General features: G+C 33.4%; 18 protein-coding genes. 8 read left to right on the top strand and 10 right to left on the bottom strand.

Going from position 1 to position 21,478, the window contains the following annotated elements:
- Positions 1–68: 68 nt before the first annotated feature.
- The gene (locus tag BM088_RS10060; protein ID WP_091983328.1) at positions 69–1,001 is read right to left on the bottom strand and encodes a LysR substrate-binding domain-containing protein; all 933 of its coding nucleotides are present in this window, start codon (positions 999–1,001) and stop codon (positions 69–71) included.
- A gap of 67 nt (positions 1,002–1,068) precedes the next feature.
- On the opposite strand from BM088_RS10060, the gene BM088_RS10065 reads away from it, so the two are divergent.
- Positions 1,069–1,455, top strand: coding sequence for a VOC family protein (locus BM088_RS10065; RefSeq protein WP_091983330.1), 387 nt, complete (start codon positions 1,069–1,071; stop codon positions 1,453–1,455).
- A gap of 65 nt (positions 1,456–1,520) precedes the next feature.
- Here the strand turns inward: BM088_RS10065 and BM088_RS10070 are convergent, their stop codons facing one another.
- Positions 1,521–3,125, bottom strand: a complete 1,605-nt coding sequence (locus BM088_RS10070) for an ABC-F family ATPase (RefSeq protein WP_091983331.1) — start codon at positions 3,123–3,125, stop codon at positions 1,521–1,523.
- Between the two features lie 289 nt (positions 3,126–3,414).
- Positions 3,415–4,341, bottom strand: a complete 927-nt coding sequence (locus tag BM088_RS10075) for a LysR substrate-binding domain-containing protein (protein ID WP_091983333.1) — start codon at positions 4,339–4,341, stop codon at positions 3,415–3,417.
- Between the two features lie 118 nt (positions 4,342–4,459).
- Between BM088_RS10075 and BM088_RS27205 the strand changes: the two genes are divergently transcribed.
- Both BM088_RS27205 and BM088_RS10085 read left to right on the top strand, forming a co-directional pair.
- Complete coding sequence (locus BM088_RS27205; protein ID WP_177208009.1) at positions 4,460–4,636, top strand: hypothetical protein; 177 nt, start codon at positions 4,460–4,462, stop codon at positions 4,634–4,636.
- Positions 4,637–4,802: 166 nt separating this feature from the next.
- The gene (locus tag BM088_RS10085) at positions 4,803–5,771 is read left to right on the top strand and encodes a hypothetical protein (protein ID WP_091983336.1); all 969 of its coding nucleotides are present in this window, start codon (positions 4,803–4,805) and stop codon (positions 5,769–5,771) included.
- A 110-nt stretch (positions 5,772–5,881) separates the two neighbouring features.
- Here the strand turns inward: BM088_RS10085 and BM088_RS10090 are convergent, their stop codons facing one another.
- The gene (locus tag BM088_RS10090; RefSeq protein ID WP_091983337.1) at positions 5,882–6,457 is read right to left on the bottom strand and encodes a TetR/AcrR family transcriptional regulator; all 576 of its coding nucleotides are present in this window, start codon (positions 6,455–6,457) and stop codon (positions 5,882–5,884) included.
- A 216-nt stretch (positions 6,458–6,673) separates the two neighbouring features.
- On the opposite strand from BM088_RS10090, the gene BM088_RS10095 reads away from it, so the two are divergent.
- On the top strand, positions 6,674–7,828 hold the full coding sequence (locus tag BM088_RS10095; protein ID WP_091983338.1) for an aromatic ring-hydroxylating oxygenase subunit alpha: 1,155 nt from the start codon (positions 6,674–6,676) through the stop codon (positions 7,826–7,828).
- A gap of 212 nt (positions 7,829–8,040) precedes the next feature.
- Here the strand turns inward: BM088_RS10095 and BM088_RS10100 are convergent, their stop codons facing one another.
- Positions 8,041–9,921, bottom strand: coding sequence for a methyl-accepting chemotaxis protein (locus tag BM088_RS10100; RefSeq protein ID WP_091983340.1), 1,881 nt, complete (start codon positions 9,919–9,921; stop codon positions 8,041–8,043).
- A gap of 133 nt (positions 9,922–10,054) precedes the next feature.
- On the opposite strand from BM088_RS10100, the gene BM088_RS10105 reads away from it, so the two are divergent.
- Complete coding sequence (locus tag BM088_RS10105; protein ID WP_091983371.1) at positions 10,055–11,131, top strand: porin; 1,077 nt, start codon at positions 10,055–10,057, stop codon at positions 11,129–11,131.
- Positions 11,103–11,957, top strand: coding sequence for a substrate-binding periplasmic protein (locus tag BM088_RS10110; RefSeq protein ID WP_218156496.1), 855 nt, complete (start codon positions 11,103–11,105; stop codon positions 11,955–11,957). The genes BM088_RS10105 and BM088_RS10110 overlap by 29 nt, the downstream gene beginning before the upstream one ends.
- Before the next feature lie 118 nt (positions 11,958–12,075).
- Here the strand turns inward: BM088_RS10110 and BM088_RS10115 are convergent, their stop codons facing one another.
- Both BM088_RS10115 and BM088_RS10120 read right to left on the bottom strand, forming a co-directional pair.
- The gene (locus BM088_RS10115) at positions 12,076–13,176 is read right to left on the bottom strand and encodes a c-type cytochrome (protein WP_091983343.1); all 1,101 of its coding nucleotides are present in this window, start codon (positions 13,174–13,176) and stop codon (positions 12,076–12,078) included.
- Positions 13,177–13,299: 123 nt separating this feature from the next.
- Positions 13,300–13,746: a hypothetical protein gene (locus tag BM088_RS10120; protein ID WP_091983345.1), complete on the bottom strand. Its 447-nt coding sequence runs from the start codon at positions 13,744–13,746 to the stop codon at positions 13,300–13,302.
- 239 nt (positions 13,747–13,985) lie between these two features.
- On the opposite strand from BM088_RS10120, the gene BM088_RS10125 reads away from it, so the two are divergent.
- Together BM088_RS10125 and BM088_RS10135 are read left to right on the top strand one after the other, a co-directional pair.
- The gene (locus BM088_RS10125) at positions 13,986–14,684 is read left to right on the top strand and encodes a substrate-binding periplasmic protein (RefSeq protein ID WP_091983346.1); all 699 of its coding nucleotides are present in this window, start codon (positions 13,986–13,988) and stop codon (positions 14,682–14,684) included.
- Positions 14,685–15,181: 497 nt separating this feature from the next.
- On the top strand, positions 15,182–15,535 hold the full coding sequence (locus tag BM088_RS10135) for a DUF805 domain-containing protein (RefSeq protein WP_091983349.1): 354 nt from the start codon (positions 15,182–15,184) through the stop codon (positions 15,533–15,535).
- A gap of 58 nt (positions 15,536–15,593) precedes the next feature.
- Here the strand turns inward: BM088_RS10135 and BM088_RS10140 are convergent, their stop codons facing one another.
- From BM088_RS10140 to BM088_RS10150, 3 genes are all read right to left on the bottom strand, one after another.
- Complete coding sequence (locus BM088_RS10140) at positions 15,594–18,239, bottom strand: TonB-dependent receptor plug domain-containing protein (RefSeq protein WP_091983351.1); 2,646 nt, start codon at positions 18,237–18,239, stop codon at positions 15,594–15,596.
- Between the two features lie 95 nt (positions 18,240–18,334).
- Positions 18,335–20,158 (bottom strand): alpha/beta fold hydrolase, encoded by a 1,824-nt coding sequence (locus BM088_RS10145; RefSeq protein WP_091983352.1) that lies wholly within the window; start codon positions 20,156–20,158, stop codon positions 18,335–18,337.
- A gap of 108 nt (positions 20,159–20,266) precedes the next feature.
- Entirely contained in the window at positions 20,267–21,409 is a 1,143-nt protein-coding gene (locus tag BM088_RS10150; RefSeq protein WP_091983354.1) for a helix-turn-helix domain-containing protein, read from the bottom strand.
- Positions 21,410–21,478 lie beyond the last annotated feature (69 nt).

Raw genomic sequence — 21,478 nt, forward strand, 5'->3', positions numbered from 1 at the left:
TTGTTATTTAAACAAGTTGTTTGAAAATTCAGAATGTTTTTAAGTATTTCTATTATCTGAGTATTCTTTTAAGAAGTTTGACCTTGCTTAGCAATAGACAATATTGTTTTTCTCATCCACTTATGGGCTGGATCATTATGTTTAAATGGCCCCCATAACATACTGATTTCAAATGGTTCTAAATTCACTGGTGGGGTAATGAAATTAATTTTTGATGTGTCTGATGAATATTGTGCAAGACGTTCTGGCATTGTTGTGATCATATCTGAGGTTTCAATAATCTCAATGGGTGTATTAAACAAATGAGTTGTTAACATCACATTTCGTTTATAACCGAGTTTGGCTAGTTGTTTATCAACGAGTGAAGTACCCACTCCTGTTGGACTTATCAATATATGTTGTTCATTTATAAACTCATTGATTGAAATGGTTTTATTTCTAATTCTTGGATGGTTTACATTTGCTAGTGTAATGAATTTGTCATGCCATAAAGTTTGTTGATATAAGTTTTCGGCTGGGTTTGAATATCGGCCAAAAACAAAATCTACATTTTGTAATTCTTTTGATAACTTAGTGTCGTCATAATTAGTACATTTCAGTTTAATATTGGGGGCTGTGTTACTTAAATACCGAACTAATTTAGGGAGAATGAGTTTCTCAAGATAATCTGAAGTGCCTAAGACAAAAGTGCGGTGGCTAGCCAAAGGATCAAAAACGTGTGTTATTTGTAATGCTCGCGTTAAATTCTCTAAAGGATCAATGATAGTTTCATAGAGCTCTTGAGCCCTTATTGTAGGTTCCATACCGTGAGATGTTTTATGAAATAAAGGGTCATCAAATTGAGCTCTTAATTTATTTAATACATGGCTCATCGCCGATTGTGTAATACCTAGCTTTTGTGCAACTTTACTCACACTTCTGATTTGCATCATTAAGCGAAATACATTTAAAAGATTTAAATCATAGTTATTAATATTTTTCATAATCGATAGTAGTAACATTAATTATATTAAAATGAAAATAAATGTTCTTATAACGCGGGTTTAAAAAGCATTTTAGGAGCAATACATGGTACTTAAATTAGATCATATTACACTTTTGGTGACTTCATTTGAAAAGAGCATGCCATATTACAATATTTTATTGGAGCATATTGGTTTTCAAAAATTAAGAGGTCACGTTTGGAGTGATGGTAATGGTTTTTTCATTCAATTTGGTCAAGCGAATGAAGGAACTTCAAAATACGAAAGATATGGTGCGGGTATGAATCACATTGGTTTTGCAGCGCCAAATAAAAAGTTTGTAGAGCAATTGCAAGCTAAAATGATAAATGCTGGTTTTACAGCACCAGAGATCCAAAATCTTGGTGGTGTACAAGCATTATTTATGAAAGACAGTGATGGGATTCGGTTTGAAATATCTTATTATCCAGAAGGTGCAAACGTTGTTGACTAATGCAACTCAGATATTAAATCTTATCATAAAGCTATGTCAGAATAGACATAGCTTTACAAAGGGAATTAAGCGACTTGTTGAGTTAGCGCTAAATTAGACATATATTCATCAAAAGTACCTTGGAAATCGACCACTTCTTTATCTTTGATATCGATAATACGTGTTGCAAGTGAAGATACAAATTCACGGTCATGACTTACAAATATTAAAGTACCTTCATATACTTTTAATGCATTGTTTAGCGCTTCAATTGCTTCCATATCCATGTGGTTTGTTGGTTCATCCATTACTAATACATTAATATCTTGCATCATTAATTTACCAAACAATAAGCGGTTTTTCTCACCACCAGAACAGTTTCGAGCTTTTTTATTGGCGTCATCGGCAGTAAATAATAAACGTCCTAAAATACCACGTACTGCTAAATCATCATGTTTAGTGGTACGCCATTGAGAGATCCAATCAAATATCGTTAAATCGTTATCAAAGTCAGCTGTACTATCTTGTGGACAGTAACCAACAGATGCATTTTCTGACCATTTAATTACACCATGATCTTGTTTTAACTCATCAACTAAACAACGAAGCATGGTTGTTTTACCTACACCATTCTCACCAATAATAGCCAATTTTGCGCCTGCTTCTAATATTAGATCGCCATTCTGGAATAAGGTTTCACCGTCAAAGCCATGGCCAAACTCTTCTAGAATAAGTGCTGAGCGATACATGGTTTTGCCTGGAGAAAAGCTTAAAGAGGGCTTTAAACGGCTTGAAGACTTAACTTCGTCTAGCTTTATTTTATCCATCTTTTTAGCACGAGAACTTGCTTGTTTTGCTTTAGATGCATTAGCACCAAAACGATTTACAAAGTCTTGTAATTCACTGATCTCAGCGCTTTTCTTGGCATTTTCAGCTAGTAATTGCTCTTGAATTAAGCTTGATGCTTCAATGAATTTTTCGTAGTTACCTGGGTAAATACGTAATTCACCATAATCAATATCAGCCATATGTGTACACACTGAGTTCAAGAAGTGTCTATCATGGGAAATAATAATCATGGTACATTTACGTTGATTTAGTTCACCCGCTAGCCAATTAATTGTATGAATGTCTAAGTTATTAGTTGGTTCATCAAGTAACAAAATATCAGGATTTGAGAATAATGCTTGTGCTAAAAGTACGCGTAATTTCCAGCCTGGTGCCACTTGTTCCATTAAACCAAAATGTAGTTCTTCTTCAATGCCCGCATCCAATAATATCTGTCCTGCACGGCTTTCAGCTGTGTAACCATCCATTTCTGCAAACTGACTTTCAAGTTCAGCTACAGCCATGCCATCTTCTTCACTCATTTCTGGTAAAGAATAAATACGGTCACGTTCCTGTTTTACTTCCCATAAAGCAGTATCACCCATAATCACAGCATCAATAACACTGTATTGCTCAAAAGCAAATTGGTCTTGACTTAAAGTACCGACTTTTAAACCTGGTGTGATTGAAACATTACCCGCGCTTGGTGCAAGTACACCACTTAGGATTTTCATAAACGTTGACTTACCGCAACCATTTGCGCCGATTAAGCCATAGCGGTTACCGTTACCAAATTTAGCAGAAATGTTTTCAAATAAAGGTTCAGCGCCAAATTGCATTGTAATGTTTGCGGTAGATATCAAAGAAGTATTCCTAACGGTTTTAGTATCAGGTATTTATTTTGATCACTTTTAAAATAACAAAGGCTATCAAAACAAAAAATGTACAATTGTGAGTTTCAAGGGCGCGGATTATACAGAGGTTAGGTATGTTTTGTCGAGCTCTGGAATTAACCAATGGACTATTTATTATCAATAAATTGCGAGCATTAAGGTATATTAAAAGTTAGTTGCAGTGTATATGCGTACTTATAGTATTGAAATTCAGATTAAAAAACATACAGCTCAAAGTGATTTTAAATGATTTTAAGTATTACTCAATTACAAATAATTTTGGTGAATTTTTCATTTCTGCTTGGATCCAATCGGCAAAAACGCGGATCCTTTTAATTTTTGTTGAGTTCTTATTAAATGCTATATACTTTTTCCAATGAACTGGGTGTTTAATTTTGAATGGAACTATCAGCTGCTGAGTTTGAATATATTGTGAAAATAATGCCGTTGAAACGAGCGCTACACCATGGCCACTTAATACTGCACCTAAAGCCATATCACTTGAAGTAACTTCCGTTTTTTGATTATGAAGCTCATATCCTTGTACAGCAACATGTTCAAACCATTCTTGCCAGGTAACTACTTTTTCATTTGCATAACACACTAAACTGCAGTTCATTAAGTCTTGTGGTGAGTTAAGTTTTACATGGTTTTTAAGTTCAGGAGAACATACGGGATAAACAAAATCTTCACCCAAATATTCGTAAATAAGGTTGCTATTGGTATCATCAAATGGTTTTGTACTAAAACGAATCGCTAAATCTATTTGTTGCGTTTCTAAATTTTCTATTTGATTGGAGCCCATTATTTTTATGTTTATATCTGGATGTAATTGATTAAATCGATATAACCTTGGCATGATCCATAAAGCGCAAAAGGCGTGAGTGGATGTGATTGTGAGATCGCCAGCCAGACCTTCACACTGAATACTATTTAGACCCTTAACAATAATACCCAATGCTTGATGAATTGATTGATATAGTTTTTCACCACTTTGTGTGAGCTGCATGTTTCGACCGTTTCGAAAAAAAAGTTTAATATCTAAAGCGTTTTCTAACTGTCTCATTTGTTGACTGACGGCTGCTTGAGAAACAAATAGTTCATCAGCAGCTTTGCTATAACTTTGGTACCTAGCGGCACTTTCAAAACAGCGTAATGCATTTATATGTTTAAGTCTTTTATCCATATTAAGCTCGTGTGAATCTATATATAAGTTTTACTTATGCTAACTGTAAATTCTTATCGTTGGTTTGTCATGTTTTTATTCGGCAAAATATCACCATATTATCTATGAGGTGACAATGATGGAAATACTTAAAGACAAGATAAATTCAAATAAAACAATGAAAAACCTAGCTGAAAGTAAAGAAACTTCTAAAAAAGAGAATAATGCAAAGAGTTATGTTTTTAATAAGAAGCACCACTTTCTAGCAAATATATCTAATAAGCTGGGGTTAAGTTCAGTAATTTATTTTAAATAATAAAAAGCTAAAAATATGATGTGAAATTTTGATGCTTGATCAATCACAACTTTCAAAGGTGACATAATATGTGTCAATGATTTTATAATTACTTGAACTTATTATTTCTTGTATTGATTTAATTAAATTTAGCCCCAATTAGCTAATATCAAACAAGGGAGTCATTATGAATCAGTATCCACTTAATAATATCAAACCAGAGGTTTTAAAAAAAATTGCGCAAGGTGTTTTAAATACTTATCAATTGGACTCTTTAAAAGAGATAAATATAATTAAAGCCCTAGAAAATGAAATGGTTGATCTTGAAGCATTAAATGAGGGAAATGACGCACAAAGTTTAGCTGCGGTGAGAGTTAGACGCGCTTTAGATGAATCTGTTACAGACGAAATGTTGATGCCAACAGTATTTGAATACAATGACGGTTTATTAATATTAGCTCGGGTATGTAGAAATGATGCGGATGAAACTTTAATAGAGGTTTTTAGTGATCAGGTTTTAAATATTGAAATATTAAAAAAAGTGATGCCAAGTATTATAACTGCTTTTTCTTGGTGTACAGCAAAATATATTTCTGTTTGGGCCAAACCAAACTCAAGTGCTGAAAAAGAATTACTAGCGCTTCCTGGTAGTCTTGGCTGTGATAGTTTCATTGCTGCAGATAAACACCAAGTATTATTAGAGACTGACTCTCAACTCAGTATTCGTGCCTTCAATTTAGAAAATGACTGGCCTTGGTATGAAAATGAATATAATGCGTTTCTAAAGGAAAACCCACACATGAAGCATATTGTGCCTATTAGTGAAAAGGATGAAATAGAAGAGGCGGTTGATAATAATTTATGTGCCTGTGCTTTATTAGGAAGTACAGTTATTGGTATGGTTATGGCTGAAGCGTCACAAGAATTGGGTTATAAAGGACTGTTATTTAGTGATATATTTATAACAGGTGCATTTAGAGGTAAAGGGCTTGCTTCTCCCATGCAACGTTTGTTTATTAAAGAAAAACTTGCTGAATTTGAATTATTTTCGGGGTTTATCGATAAGAATAATCTTGCTTCTATTAAAAATGCTGCTAAACAAGGTCGACAGCTATTGCGACAGGAAATTTGTTTACCTACGCAGCTTCTTGTTTAAACTGTAGTAGTATCAACTTTGTGTGTGTTTTGCGTCAAAAACAGAGTAATCAATTTTGTTTTGACGCAAAAAAATATCGTTGTAAAGATAAAAATTTTATTTAATTAAAGTTAAGTTTGAATACCACCAAATAAAGATGCTATCGCTAACTCTGATGCTGATTTTGCATCAAGATGTCCATCTTTGATTGACCACCAACCTGCATATATTAAACAGTCAATTAAGGTAACAATCCAAGTTGTTGTCATATCAGACTTAATCTCACCTGCTCGCTTGCCTTGCTCTACTAAAGTATTGATTTCGTTCAATTGTCTATCATAAATTTCTCTTACTTTTGTATCTTCATTAGCAATATTCCAAAGTGATAATAAAAAATGAAATCTATCGGCCACTGGCATAGACACTTCAAACATGGCTTTGATTGCGAAAGACCCTTTTAGGTTTTTCTCATATATAGGGGCCATGGCTTTATCAATTTGTATCAGAGATTCCTTAGCCATTTCTTGTATTAATTGCTCTCGAGTTTCAAAGTGACGATATAGTGTTGCTCTGCCAACACCTGCAAAAGTTGCGACTTCAGTTAGGCTGGCATTTGGGTTTTGTAAAAAAGCTTGGATCCCAGCATCAAGTAATGCTTGGCGAGACCTACTTGCTCTGGGATCTTTGATATTCATTTTGTTTTTCATGTTATTACCTGTCGAGAATTACAAGCTTGTGAGACGAGTTTGTCTTACACTTAATGTTGCACTATGATACATCTACGTTTCAAAGTTAACATTTTTTTATACCGAATGCTTTAAAGACTTTATCTGATAACCTCATTTTTTGGTTATTGTAATGATTTGTCTCGTGTGTGGTGTTTACGTAGTTTCTATACCAATATTAAATCTTTAGGGGGTGTTATGAATCATTTATTATCTCAATATAAAGAAATCGCTTCGGCGTCTCTTGATAGTGCAAAGTCATTGCCTTTTGGGGCATATATAAATGAAAGTGTATTCAATTTAGAGGTTGAGAAGATATTTCATAAAGAATGGATTTTTGTATGTGCAGAACAAGCAATGAAAAACTCAGGTGATTATTTTGCATTTGATTTAGCTGGGGAGTCTGTCGTTATTATTAAAGGTAAAGACGGGGCTTTACAGGCTATGTCTAATAATTGTCGCCATAGAGGCACACCCTTATTAGATACCGGCTTTGGTCATATAGCTAACAATATAGTATGCCCTTATCACGCTTGGACATATGATGATAAAGGAGAATTTAAAGGAGCGCCTTTTCCAGGAAAAGTGAAAATAAAAAAAGAGCAGCATTGTTTGCCTCAGTTTAAGTTAGAAACTTGGTTCGGTTTGTTATTCATTAATTTAGATAAAGGCGCAGCACCTCTAGCGGATAAACTTAAAGGTATTGAAGTTTATACCTCTATTTATAAGCCGGAGCGTTTTGAAATGTATACACCAGGTTTGACTGAATTTTGGGATGCGAACTGGAAGCTTGCAATGGAAAATGCCCTTGAGGGCTATCATGTATTTAAAGTACATAAAGATACTTTAGAAACCGTAGGTCCAAGTAAGTTATCATATTATGTGGCGGGATCTTCCAAGTGGACGATTACAGGAGGAGCCTCTGAAAATGCTTCTGGAAAACTAGCGAAATGGTTCAGAGGCAGTTACCCTGAAGCTTATAATCATTACCAAGTGATCATTTTACCACCTTCATTTGTGGCCATATTGAATTATGATTCATTATCTTGGATCCATGTATTACCAGATGGCAAAGGCAAGAGTGAAATTTGTTCAGGTTCTTTATCACCTAAATCTATGTTTAAAGAAGATAAACAAAGTAAAGCATTTACAGAAGCATTTTTTGCTGAAGATAAATGGATTTGTGAAAGAGTGCAAAAGGGTATGCATTCGAAACTTGGTTTAGGAGGTAAATTGGTAGAAATGGAACTCAGTGTTGTTGATTTCCATCAATATCTTAGTTCAAGGTTATTTGATACCGCTGTTGATGACTTTTTTGAAGATGAAAATGCAAAACGTTTTAAAATAGAGTAGGTTATATATCAAAATAAATTTAGTTTGGATATTAAAGGCTTAATAAACATCGAGCATAAATAGCGTGAGTCACTTTAGGAGAAAACGCAGGAAATGGGATAATAAAAGGAACTTTATTGCAAAACTATTCAAATATATTCATGGCTTTATTTGAATGTTATATGCCATCTCATTTTTAGATTATGCATTTGTATTAAGTGATTATTTAAACTTTAAACAATAAATTTTTCTAATAAAGTTTCTTGCTGATTCACTTCATTTACTAATTGTTCATTACATTGAAATTGTGTTTGTGAAAAGTCCGAAACTTGACTGCTAATATCATTAATTTTTGTGGTATTAACATTTATATCTTCTATTACAACACTTTGCTCTTCGATAGCTGCGGCAATCTGAATATTTCGATCCATAATATCTTTCACGGCGAAAGATATTTTTTCTAAGGTTTGGGTCGCTATTTCAGTATCAGAAACACATGCATCAGCTTTAATTTTACTGTCATTCATTGCAGTTTGTACTTGGTTGGATGACGCTTGTATTTGATCTATCATTGTTTTTATTTCAGTCGTAGCTTCTTGTGTTCTCGAAGCTAAGGTTCTAACTTCATCGGCAACAACTGCAAAACCTCTTCCTTGCTCACCTGCTCGAGCTGCTTCTATCGCAGCATTAAGTGCAAGTAGGTTTGTTTGCTCTGCAACACTATTGATCACCGACAGTATTTGCTCAATATTGGCACTATATTCTGCTAGCTGATTACTTAACAAGTGAGTGGAAGCAATGCTTTGAGATAGCTGCTCAACATTATGGCTGGTATTCGTAAATAAGTCCTTGCCATCATCAGCTTGTTGATTAACTGCAGTGATCGAATTCGCGGCATCTTGGGCACTAGATGCAATATCAGATGAAGTTGCACTCATTTGATTCATCGCAGTCGCTAAACATTCAACTAAACTAGCTTGATGGTTCAGTTGCTCACTCGATTCAGTTGAAAGTTGTTTTGTCGTATCACTATTATTAACGACTAAACTTGCTTTGTGCTTTATATCCGTTATCAGTTGCTGCATAGTCGTAAGAAAAACATTAAAATTATTGGCTACGGCACCACATTCATCATCATTTTTTACTGTAAGTCTTTGTGTTAAGTCGCCACCGCCGGAAGCAATATTTGCAATGGCATTTTCTAATTCATTTAAAGGGGTTAATAAGTTTTTGACTAATTTCCTTAATATAAATATACATAAGGCGATACTAATTATTGCAAATAAAAATGTGCGCCAGGTGAGATCTGATAAGGATTGATAGACTTTACTTTTATCTAGCACTATCCCTAAATACCAATTCATTCCAGGTTTTCTTGCTAATGGATAAAAATAAATAAGTTTAGTAACACCCTGATGCTCTATTGTTATCAATTTAGAATTATTATCAGGTGATTGTTTATAGATTGATTTAGTATTTTTATTATTTAGTTTTGCGTTAGGATGGCTAATGATATTACCATTAGAGTCGGTTATAAAAGCCAGACCTGTGTTGTCAAAATTAATCGTATTTAAACTTTTAGCAATCGTATCTAAGCTCAAATCTCCCCCTATGACCCCTTTAAAATTATTACTGTCGATTACTGGGGCGACAATTGAAAGTAATAGCTCTTGTGTTGCAGCATCAAAATAGGGCGCAGTAAAAATAACTTCTTTTTGAGACTTTGCAAGTTTGTACCAAGGTTTATCTTGAAAATTCACGCCTGGTGGATTTTGTCTATTAGGGTTGTTTGAACGTAGGTGAGTTTCAGTTGCTAATGTACCAAACATTAATAAAAAGTCATTTTTTAGAGCTTGATTATCTAATCCTGTTTGATAATTTTTTTTTGAAAAGTTTTCTTCAATAATACTTTTAATTAAGTTTATTTGTGAACTTTTACCTTCTAACCAATTATCGATATTTTTTGCAAGTAATGAAGCGCTATCTTGCACATAAGAACGGGTTTTTTCTTCAAGAGTTTTATTGACTAAAATATAGGTTGAAAATGATAATAATGAAATAATAATAAATACGACGATACCTGATGCAACTGAAAACTTTGTTCTAATTTTCATTTATGACCTTACTTAAGGTTAACTTTATAAGCATGAGAATAATATAGTCTATACTTAACAAAATATAAAATTACAAGCAGATAATTACATGCAATATTTAAAAAATTATTTTTTTGTTTTTTGTTTTTTGTTGATGTTTATCAATAATTGTATCGCGGATGAGAGAGCAGCTTTATCTGATTTAAAATCACAATTGCTCATTTTAGAAAAAAAAATTGAAGCTTTAGAAAAGGCACAAGTAAAAAAAGATAAAATCCATAAGCTTAAAAAATTAAACAATTCACCTGCTAAAACAGCTGAAAGTGTAAAATTGTACGCGACGCTTCGCCCAACATTTGGCTATATCAATGAGAGTAATGAAAATAACTGGGATGTTAAAGATGCGCTTTCACATGCAGGTATTAAAGCGGTAAGTAAATTTAATGGGAGTTGGAGCGCGGAACTTCAAGGGGAATGGGGTATTGATCTTTCAAATAATGGTGACTTTGGAAAAGCAAGGCAAGTTTATGTTGCTCTGAATAGCCCAATAGGAAGAATAGGAATTGGTAAACAAAGGCCTACACAATATTTATTTATTGCTGAATATGTCGATATTTTTAATCATGGCAATAGCCCGTTTTCATATGATCCTGAGAGTATATTTTTTGTCGATAACTTATTAACTTACCAATTAAAAGTTCAAAATTTAACTTGGATGGCTGTTGCGCAATTTAATGGTGATAAAGGAGATAATAATAGTGACTTATTTAATCTAGGTGTCAGTTATGATTATGCTGGATTACATGGTGCAGTTACTTATTTAAATGAAGATACAAATCAAGCTGATATAAAAGAGGGAGAAAATGAAATTTATGCAGCCTCACTAGCGTATTCATTTGAAAATCTATATCTTGCTGCCAGTTATCAAGATAAAACATATAAACTAATGAACAATCAATTTGAGCGGGAAGGTCATACTTTTGACTTGTCGGCGGCATATCAAATTTTATCAAATTATAAAGTTAAATTAGGTTATTTTGATTTTTCTGATGGTTATCAGTTGAGCAAGAGTCAAGATCATTCAGGATATAACGCGACTTTTGAGTGGTTACCCACGAACGCTTTACGGTTTCACTTAGAGTACCTGTATAGAGACTATGATTTTACTGACAATTTCTCTTCATGGTCAATCGGATTTCGATATGATCTCACGAGAAAATGGTCTTACTAAATTCATATTGACGAATATGAAATTTAGAAACATACAACAATTTTTTATTTTTGTATTCTGTATCTTAAGCCAAGGTACGACTTCTGCTGAGGACTTAAAAATACCTGTTGTCACTATCTTAGTTGATGATGCATATCCCCCATATACTTATACTATCAATAATGAATTGAGGGGAATTTATGTTGAAATAGTCAGGCTTGCAGCAAAGAGTTTAAGCACTGAATATAAACTTGAATTGATCCCAATGCCATGGAAAAGGGCGCTTTTAGAAACTAAATTAGGTAATGCATTAGGTATCTTGCCCCCATATAAGCATTTAACAGCAAGGCCTTTTATTTTTCCTTATTCAAAACCTTTAATGACTGAACATGTAATCGCATTTTGTAATAAAAATATAAATATAAATCCATATCTAAATGGCGAAAGCATAAAACCAAAATTAAACATTGGCATTAACGCTGGATTTTTAATTTTAGGTGATAAATTAACCTATGCAAAAAAAATTGGTACGGTTAAAGTTTGGGAAAATAAAAATACACAAGCAAACATATTTAAATTAATATCAAATAGAATCGATTGTTATCTCAATGATAAATTATCGACACTGTGGCAATTTCAAAAAATGAAAACACAAAACTCAAGCTTAAACTTTAATGATATTAAAGAGTCTTATTTGATTATGAGCCAAAATGCATATATTGGTTATGCTAAAAATTATATTAAACTTTCTTCAAAGAATGACTTTATAAAACAAATGGATTTAGCGCTAGATAAATTAAAAACTTCAGGTGAAATGGAGCTGGTAATAAATCGATATATAAAATAAATGTACATATGAATTATTTATTTTTAGGTTATTAACTAATATGAATAAAAAACCCATTGCCCCTAATTTCTAGAGCCTTATATGGGCTTTCGGTGTATTAATTTAGTTGCGTTTAATATTATATTCCTACAATATCTCCACGCATTACTGGATAGCCAATTTTCATCCAGCCAAAAATGCCTTCCCACAATACAGCTGTGCGCGTGTAGCCACGTTTTCTTAGTTTATTAATTGTATGCTCTGCGGCTGCGCGTGGGCATGAGCAATATGCAATAATTTGCACATCTTTTGGAATACCAGCAACGGTTTCATCTAAATCTGCATAATAGGGAAATGGAATAGAGCCAGCTATATGCGCAGTTTGCCAAACAGACGGAACACGCGTATCAAGTAACACCATTCTTTTATTTGCATTTAAAGCGCTATTTAGGTCATCTGAAGAAACATACATGCCATTCGTTAGCTTAAAGTTTGGATCTTCACCTTGTTGATTTATTACATATTTATCAGGTGTGGGTAAAGCTTTAAGTACAGTTTTTTCTAACTTCCATCCACTGGCTTTGCTTCTTAAAAAAGCCGTTATATTATCTATGTCAGCTGCTGGTAGTTTATCCTTAAAAGCTGGCATAGGTGTATCTTGTCGACCATTTTGAATGGCGTGACGAATAAATTCATCTGTATTGTGAGCGAGCGCTGACTGATTACCTAATGCAGGTGCTGTCACGCCTTCCCCATTTGTGCCATGACAAGTTGCGCAATTTTTTTGATAAACATGTTCGCCTCGCTTAACATCTCCTTGCACAGGGTTAGTTGATAGCCTTAGGCGTTCAACGCCAGCTTGTTCAAATAACCAATATGTTAAATCCCATGTTTCATCTAAGGTCATAGGACCACCAACTTCATCCAGATATCCGCCCATAGCGGTGCCTTTTCGACCATATGACATAGGCCTTAAAATAGCGTGTGGTACACCAGACTCAAATAGACTTTTGCTGCGCAATGAAGGGGCGTGATCATTTACATGACCTTGGCGGTCTTCTCCATGACATAATGAACAATATTTTTGATAATTAGCTTGTGCAACTTTGACTTGAATACTTGTCAGTTTTCTAGGTGGAGGCAACGTACTATGTTCATTTTGTTGAGCAAATATTGCATAAGATGTTGAGGCTATCATTAAACCTAAAATTTTAAGACCGAGCTTTTTATATAGTGTCATAATAAACTTTTTCAGTAGCTGATAATTTAGATTACTGGGCTTTATTGATAGAATCAATCTGATTTACAGGTTTGAAAAATCTCGTAACAAATCAATTATTTTGTAATTTAGTCATAGCTTTATTTAAGGGCATTGTTTAATTGGGGTTATGGTGCCATTTTTTTCTGTACTGTAGCACTCATCTAACATCGAACAATTCCAAATTTTTAATTCCAAATCCCAACGAGCATTATTTAATTTATTCCAAAAGCTGGGTTTATTATCGCTTTGATTGATACTTAAAAATTTTTGTGAAGAGTGTCCTGATAAAATAGTATTTGTGACTAGAAAGCTAATAGAAGCAATCTGGGACAGAATGTTTATTTTATCAGTATTAGACTTTACCTTTTGGTTTTTAAAACAACAGGCGGCATAAAAACTTGCAGTATTGTCATAGCGCGTGTTTTTATCTTCTAATATGGCAGACTTTATAAGTGCGGGACTAATATCTGTATGATTGAGTGTTAAAGTAATGGCTTTTGCATTTTGTTTTACATCAAAATTACCATGTGTAAACTGTAATAAAGACATCGTCATCGCTTTGACTTGTTTTTATGCAGCGTTGGCCTGTAGTAGGTTGCATAAAAAGAAGCAATTGAATTAATGATGGCGTATATCGACAAAGTTAAATTGAGATGGTTTGAGCTAATGACGCTAGTTGTTTTTTGTTTGTCATTACTATCCTATTTGTATCACTACTGCGCTATTTTAAATATTCATTTATTTTCTAGCTGCTATTCTTAATTTACCGTCAATATTTGAGCATTGGTATGTTTAATTTTACATTGTTTTTTGTGTTGATAGTTACAAATGTAACGGCCATAGAGCTTAATTTTGTAACTGAAAATGCACCACCTTTACAGTACATTAAAGATGGTGAAATATCAGGAAAAACAACTCGTATCATTAAAAAAGTACTGGAACACGCACAGATGCCTGCAAAGATAAGTATTTATCCTTGGGCACGAGCATATCAAAAAGCGTTAAATGGAAAAAATATATTTATTTACCCATTAGTTAGAACGGTAGAGCGGGAAAATCATTTTATTTGGATAGGTGAAATTTTAACTTTAAATTTAAGTTGGGTAAAATTAAGTCATAAAAAAAATATTAAAATTTCAAAACTTGAGGATGTTAAAAGATATAAAATAGGTGTCATGCGAGGCGATGCGACACACACTTACTTGTTAAAACACGGCTTTGAAAAAAATAAAAATTTCATCGTGGTAAGTGAGTTACCGAAATTATTAAACCTATTATATGCTGAAAAAATTGACAGTTTTATTGTTGATCTTGATTTATTAAAAGAAATGGCACTTCTGAAAGGTTATGATGAAAAAAAGCTGATTTCAGCATTAGAGATACCAGAATTAAAATTTACAGTTTACCTTGCTGCTAACATTGATACTGACCTTGTTCTGATTGATAAAATGAAGCACAGTTTATGTTGGGTTATGAAGTGTAATTAAAAGATTATTTAGATAGTCAAAATGGAAAAATTGAACGTCGTAACAATTTAGGCTTTTATACGCAGATTAATAAAAAATCAGATAATACATATGAAATAGACATTGAGGATAATGGCTTAGCTTATTTCAGAGTAATGAGACTTCAATCTAATGGAAAAGTACGGGTACATAATCTTTTTGGCGTTCCAGCTGGGCATTGCATTACTTTAGATTCAACACAACTCCTCAATGATAAAACCTCTGGATTAATAGCCTCAGCTTTTAAATTTTATGTGTTTTTTATAAGCAATTTAAAAATTAATTTACGACTATCTAAAGTAAGGGAAACTATGTTAATGTTTCATATGTTAATTTTTTGATTTTGTTTTAATAAATAAAATAAGGTGTTTGTTTACAAAAGCTAACCCGCAAAATTAAAAGTTAATACAAATATATCTAGGCGGTAAAGTTCCCGACTGCCTTGTTTATTTAACCGGGGATTAACATGGAGAAAGAAAATGGAATGGTATTTAGATGTTTTAAAAAAATATGCTGAGTTTTCAGGCAGAGCAAGACGTAAAGAATATTGGATGTTTATGTTGTTCAATTTTATCGTTGCGTTTGTCATAGGTTTTGTTGAAGGAATTATAGGAAGCGGTGGTATCGTAGGGGGCTTATATAGTTTAGCTGTTCTATTACCTGGTATTGCTGTTTCTGTTCGACGATTACATGATACTGATCGCTCTGGTTGGTGGCTTTTAATTGGTTTAGTACCTATTGTTGGTGCTTTGGTTCTTCTTTTCTTTATGGTTCAAGAAGGTAAAGAAACTGAAAATGATTTTGGTTCAAATCCTAAACTTGTCACTGCGTAAGATATAATAAGTCAAGGTGTCGCCAGTCGACACCTTATCAAATTTTAATCATCGCTTATTAAAATGTATAAGATAAATCCATATAGAAAGTCCGCCCCTGAATAAATGATGTATCCGCAATATAATATGGCCACCCTAATGCTTGATTACTTGGAGGGTCTGTGTTGAAAAAGTTGAGTACACCAAGGGAGGACGATATTTTTTTACTTATTTGATACTTTGTATAGAAATTAGCGAGTATAGTGGATTTTAATTTAATATTATTATCTTTAGTTTCTGGTAAAAAATCAAAACTTAATGATGTTTTCCAGTCATTAAAATGCCATCTTATAGAGGTATTAAGACGACTCTCTGTATTACCTAAATTACCATTAATATCATCAAAGCCTTGCCCTGGAATAATTTCAACTTTATGAAATAATACACCTGTTACTTCTGTTGACCATTTGAATAATCCATAAGCTTGAGTTTGAAAAATGAGCTCATATTCAATATCCATACCAGCCGTTTTAGAACCCGAAAAGTTACCGTAACTTTTGAGTATGCGTGTGAGGTTACCTTGTTCATCACGGATAATTTTATTAGCGTCATTAAGATTGCCTTCACGTTCGAGTATATCTTCATTGCTTAATAGGCTAATTTCATTGTCAAAGTATTGATAGTACAAGTTCATATGAAAGCGAGTATCATCCGCTACTTCATAGGTAAATCCGCTTGTAAATGAACCTGACTTTTCAGCTTCAAGCTTATTATTTCCTGAAATGATGGTTTCTATATTAACTGGCTGGCAAGGATGGCTATTTGCTAACGTGCTCACTTCTTGATATGTATCTTTTATGCCATTATTATCTAAATCACCTATTGCTTTACATGGTGTTGCATCACGTATAAACGAAAATGTCTGATTAGGTTGGCTAAACATTTCATATAAACTAGGGGCTCTAAAGCCGGTACCAATTGAGCTTCTAAAAATGATATTGGGAGAATAGCGGTAGGTTAAGCCAATTTTAGGATTAATACTTGAACCAAAATCGCTATAGTGATCATAACGAGCAGAGAAGTTTAGATTTAATTTTTTATTGAAACCGTACTGAGTTTCAGTAAATATTGAGAATATTTGTCGTTTTCCTTTTGCACTACCACCACCGCTTCGACCATCAATAACGTTATCACTAAATTCATCTTGATAGTGGCTGAAATAGTCATGTTCTATATATTCTATGCCATATACAGTGTCATATTCAGAATTATTTTTACCAAAGGAATTTGTATGTAGGGTAAAACGGCTGCCTAAGTTCTCATATTTTGCCTTAAAATCTGAATCTACTGAAAAACTACGCGCCAATGTTTCATCTGTAGTCTGATTTATAGCAAAGATATCATAGCTAGCATCATCTATGGCAGCTTGTAATAAATCGCGTCTCATAAGTCCTTTGGTTAATGAGTTTGACTGATTGCTGTTAAAAAAAGACATAAATTCATAGTGTTTCTCATCGGAGAGATCTCCTGAAACCCCAGTATAAAAATTCAACATTTTATCGCTGTTCTCAGTTTTTCTTAAACCGCCATGAATGTTGCGATAGAATAGTTCTAAATCAAACGGACCCGCTACAAAGATATCATCAATGCCATCAAAATTTTTATCAAATCCTAAAGTTTGGTTTTGTGTCGGGTTATTAGGGTTATTGGCTGACATTGTTGGTAAAAATACAGTTCCTCCTGCACTTGGAGTTGGCGCCCCTATGCCGTCTGTTTCATTTATGCTGTAGTCCAAATGCGCAAAAACAGAGGTATGTGAATTGTATTGTAATTGGCCATCAATCATGGCTGAATTACTGTGTGAAGAAGGTTGTAGTTGAGCGTGATTAGCAAAATTGAATTTACAATAGTCGCCTTCAATTTTTGAATCTGGTGAGATAGCTTGGTTTAATAATTGTGGACACCTAGCGTCCGGAAAGGTTTTTGTTAAAGCCAAACCTGTTTGGGAGTCTAAATTTGTAATGCGATAACTTGCAGGATTGCCGTAGCGACTCAGACCTTCTTTAGTTAAAGTATGATCTCGTGCAAATATGGCTGATTTTTTTTGATGCTCTGCTGAGTAAGTGATATTGCTAGCGTTATTTGTAATACCACCATAGACACTAACATAGCTTTCATCTCCTCCAGCTATATTTGTTTGCGCCCGTGAAATTTTAATATTATGAGTATTAATATTTTTCCGTAAAATGATATTAACGACACCACCAACAGCATCTGCACCATATATTGATGATGCACCGTCTTTTAAAATTTCAACAGACTCAATTGCAGATAATGGAATTAAATTTATATTTTGCGCATCTGGAATTGCAGCAGAGTTAGCGATACGGTGACCGTTAATCAAAATTAATGTACGTTGCTCTCCTAAACCTCTTAAATTAAGTGTTGCCTGCCCTTGTTTTATACCACCAGCGGACTCTTTTCGAGAGCCAAAGGTATTCACTGTGTTTGCTCGAAGTACATCAGCTAAACGCGTAGCACCACTATTATCAATATCTTCACGCGTGATCACTGTGACTGGAGATGAAAATTCAATATCGATACCTTTGAGTCTGGTACCTGTTACTGAAATACGCTCTATGTTTTTCTGTTCTACTTGCTCATTGGCGTTTACGGTAAAAACCATATTAACCAATAAAGACATTAACCCTATTAATTTTGTCAAAGTCTTTTCCTTCTTATTTGAATCGGAGTGATTAACTCCGATATTTATTTTGTCATTTTAAACCATCATATGTTTACTTTTAATCAGTATTTACCTTACCAAGGCGATGAGGTGCCAAAAAAAGAATCAAAAATATTTTTGGTATGATCATTCTTCACTGCAACATCAACAGGCAAAGTTTTAGCTGCACATTGGCTATCAAGCTCTTGATCTGAGTTTGCAATGAATTTTTGTATGATATTAGCCACACAATGAGGCTCTTCGATATTGTTTTTTAGAATAACACCATGAGAGAACCCCGGAAAAACCACTAATTTTTTTTGATTTCCTGCGTAATTGTTAAATACTTTTTGTGTCATGATATCTGTTGATTGAGGATCTAACCCACCATTAAGTAAAAGCAAAGGAATAGAAGTTACAGGTAATGTTGTTTTTAGTGGCTGAGCTTCCAATGGCCATATTTTCGCTAATTCAAAAAAAACTTGATTATCTAGATTTGTAAATTTTAATTGATTAATGTGTTGTTCATATTCTAATTTACTCATAGTGGGTCTAAACATATTGGTGCTATTGATAGTGGCTGTGACTAAAAGGTTATCACTTGTAGAGAAAGGTGCACTGCTTAATGTTTGTGATTCATTGAGTAGTGGTTGAACATAACGCAAGGCCTTCTGATCATTATAACTGCACCGATTAAGCATCTTTATAATACCCGGTACAATATCAATATACTCAGTCACAGCAGAATCTAGTAATGACTTGGCAAAATTGACTGTAACAGGCATTGTCTTACCTTCATCAAAAAAACATTCACCAAGAGATAACTTATTATAAGTTTGCTCAAGAAATAACTTTGCATCACCACCTAATTGCTGGTGGCAAAATACATTTTCATCGCATAAGTTGAGCACTCTAGCACCGATAAAGTCGTAATTGATACCCATATTAATAGACTGAAAATCTAAAGGGGCGCTGCTATCTAAAATCATACCGTCAATTTGATCTTCACCAAAAAACTCAGTGTGTTGTTGTAAGTATTTTTGTGCTAAAAAAGTACCGTATGATGCACCGAAGACGATGTCTTTTTCTCCGGCTTCACTTACTTTTCCAATAATATCGGCTAAGTCATACGCCGCATTCTCTGTATTGAATGCAGCTAAATTACTATCATATTGCATTTGTAATTCATTAAAACATTGCAAACTTGGAAAGTTTATTTTATTACTACAATTTAATTTATTTGGACCTTCAACACCTCGGTGAATAGGAATATAAATATCCCATTCATTGGCATTGAATTTTTGCTGAATTTCTTCTCTCATAGCCCATTTAGCATTACCACCTGGGCCGCCATCTAAAATCCAAATTTTTCCTTTTGCGGGTTGTTGTGGCGCAAGATAGCGCACAATTAAATTTTCTATTTGAGTAGAAGATGAGTTTTGCCATTGTAAAGGCACCTTTTGATGTAAGCACTCTTCACCTGTTTTTTTGTTTTCAATCGAAGGTAAATTACAATCATACCAATCTAATAAAGCTGTATTAGTTACTGTTACTTCAATACTTTTGTTTGATGATAAGTTTTGAGAATCTGTTACGGTTAATTTAAATGTGTATTTACCAGCAATTTTAGGAAAGTTCACCTGAGTATTTAGTGCATTGTCATTTAAGATGTTAGCTATTTCAGGCCCTGTAGTTTGTTGCCAAAAATAGCTTTTAATATCATTATTTTCATCAAAAGCTTTAGCTGTTAATTTAAAATTATCTAGGCGTTTAATATAGTTTTTTTCGCTGAGGTTGATTGTTGGTGCTGTGGCATTAGTTGTAACTGGCTCAGCTTTAGAGACGCTATTGGAGCCGCCACACGCACACAGAGTAGATGTTAAAAAAATAGTGATAATTGGTAGGTGAGGGATTTTCATAAATATTAATCTCTTTTTTGGTTTGAGCGGGTATTTTAAAGAGAAGACTATTGTTATTCGACTATGCTTAGAAGTTAGTACGTTTTTTTGTTGTTTATTTTCAGTGTGTTATATTTTTGTTTCTTTTTTGTATTGGGAAGGTGTTAAACCTGTAATTTTTTTAAATGTTTGGTTAAAAGTACTTTTGGCATTAAAACCTGCACCCATAGCAACTTCTAATATGGTTTTTTCAGGTTCATTCAATAAGATTTCTTTTGCGTATTCAATGCGATATTTTGCAATAAGCTCATAAAAATTCATTGTGCGATACTGGTTAATTGTTTGTGATAAATACTGGGAAGGGGTATTTATTTTTTTTGCTAACTTTTCAATATTTAGGCTGTTATCTAAGAAGCACTTCTGTGTTTGCATAATCATATCTATCGATTTTAAAATTGCCAAAGCTTGCGCTTTTGATAAGGCTGACTTTTCGTATTTTTCAGAAATTTCACATATTTCTATAGCGGGAGTATCTATCGGTTTTTTGCAGTACATTACCGTTAGTATCGTTAAACTAAATAATACAGAAATATCAATGAAACTGGTAAAAATATCAATTGTCTCCCAAGAGATATGAATCACTTCCCATGGAATATCAATAATGCCAGAAATCATATTATGTATTAAAGATAACCAAATAAAGGTCATAGTACACCAAACCCCTTTTAACCAAAAGTAGCTTTGTTCATTGTAACCAACAGAGTATAAAGCGCCTTTTTTAAACTTAATGATCATGCTAATAAAGTGGTAACTACTGGTTGTTACAAATAAAAACACAAAAGTATAAAGGCTAATCGCTAGCAAGTTAGGCTGTTCATGGATGGGCAATTGTGTTGCAGGGTAGGGGTAAATCAGAAAAGGTGAAATTAATACGTAACCTGAGATCAATAAAATAGAATCTTTAATATCTAATAAGGTTTTCTTTTGCATTAAAAGGCTTGATTGAGTAAAACCGGTCATTAAAGGCCCAACCAATAAAATAATAGGTAATGAACAGGCATACAACTTAAAAGCTGTTTCAATATCCAAAAATAAAAATGTAAAGGAGATCAACTTTACAATTAAAAAAAGACTTAAAAACAAACTGATTTTATTTCGTGCAGGTAGCCACTTTAACCCAAGATTGACTAAAGATATGAGCATGACTAATAAAATTACCGAGGAAAAATCTAATGCTAAGGTAAAAACTTTAGACCAATTATCTATGTTCACTCAATCCCCAGGTTTATTTTAAAAATTAACATTATTGCACCAAAACAATATATTAAAGCAAAATTTATG

It is taken from the genome of Pseudoalteromonas denitrificans DSM 6059, assembly GCF_900112265.1.
GTDB classification, from domain to species: domain Bacteria; phylum Pseudomonadota; class Gammaproteobacteria; order Enterobacterales; family Alteromonadaceae; genus Pseudoalteromonas; species Pseudoalteromonas denitrificans.

What these genes read in the sequence shown, in the direction of transcription:
- BM088_RS10095 (WP_091983338.1), top strand. Translation starts at nt 6,674, where the DNA reads ATGAATCATTTATTATCTCAATATAAAGAAATCGCTTCGGCGTCTCTT.
- BM088_RS10060 (WP_091983328.1), bottom strand. Translation starts at nt 1,001, where the DNA reads ATGTTACTACTATCGATTATGAAAAATATTAATAACTATGATTTAAAT.
- BM088_RS10145 (WP_091983352.1), bottom strand. Translation starts at nt 20,158, where the DNA reads ATGAAAATCCCTCACCTACCAATTATCACTATTTTTTTAACATCTACT.
- BM088_RS10075 (WP_091983333.1), bottom strand. Translation starts at nt 4,341, where the DNA reads ATGGATAAAAGACTTAAACATATAAATGCATTACGCTGTTTTGAAAGT.
- BM088_RS10115 (WP_091983343.1), bottom strand. Translation starts at nt 13,176, where the DNA reads ATGACACTATATAAAAAGCTCGGTCTTAAAATTTTAGGTTTAATGATA.
- BM088_RS10100 (WP_091983340.1), bottom strand. Translation starts at nt 9,921, where the DNA reads ATGAAAATTAGAACAAAGTTTTCAGTTGCATCAGGTATCGTCGTATTT.
- BM088_RS10085 (WP_091983336.1), top strand. Translation starts at nt 4,803, where the DNA reads ATGAATCAGTATCCACTTAATAATATCAAACCAGAGGTTTTAAAAAAA.
- BM088_RS27205 (WP_177208009.1), top strand. Translation starts at nt 4,460, where the DNA reads ATGGAAATACTTAAAGACAAGATAAATTCAAATAAAACAATGAAAAAC.
- BM088_RS10120 (WP_091983345.1), bottom strand. Translation starts at nt 13,746, where the DNA reads ATGTCTTTATTACAGTTTACACATGGTAATTTTGATGTAAAACAAAAT.
- BM088_RS10125 (WP_091983346.1), top strand. Translation starts at nt 13,986, where the DNA reads ATGTTTAATTTTACATTGTTTTTTGTGTTGATAGTTACAAATGTAACG.
- BM088_RS10110 (WP_218156496.1), top strand. Translation starts at nt 11,103, where the DNA reads ATGATCTCACGAGAAAATGGTCTTACTAAATTCATATTGACGAATATG.
- BM088_RS10065 (WP_091983330.1), top strand. Translation starts at nt 1,069, where the DNA reads ATGGTACTTAAATTAGATCATATTACACTTTTGGTGACTTCATTTGAA.
- BM088_RS10090 (WP_091983337.1), bottom strand. Translation starts at nt 6,457, where the DNA reads ATGAAAAACAAAATGAATATCAAAGATCCCAGAGCAAGTAGGTCTCGC.
- BM088_RS10105 (WP_091983371.1), top strand. Translation starts at nt 10,055, where the DNA reads ATGTTTATCAATAATTGTATCGCGGATGAGAGAGCAGCTTTATCTGAT.
- BM088_RS10135 (WP_091983349.1), top strand. Translation starts at nt 15,182, where the DNA reads ATGGAATGGTATTTAGATGTTTTAAAAAAATATGCTGAGTTTTCAGGC.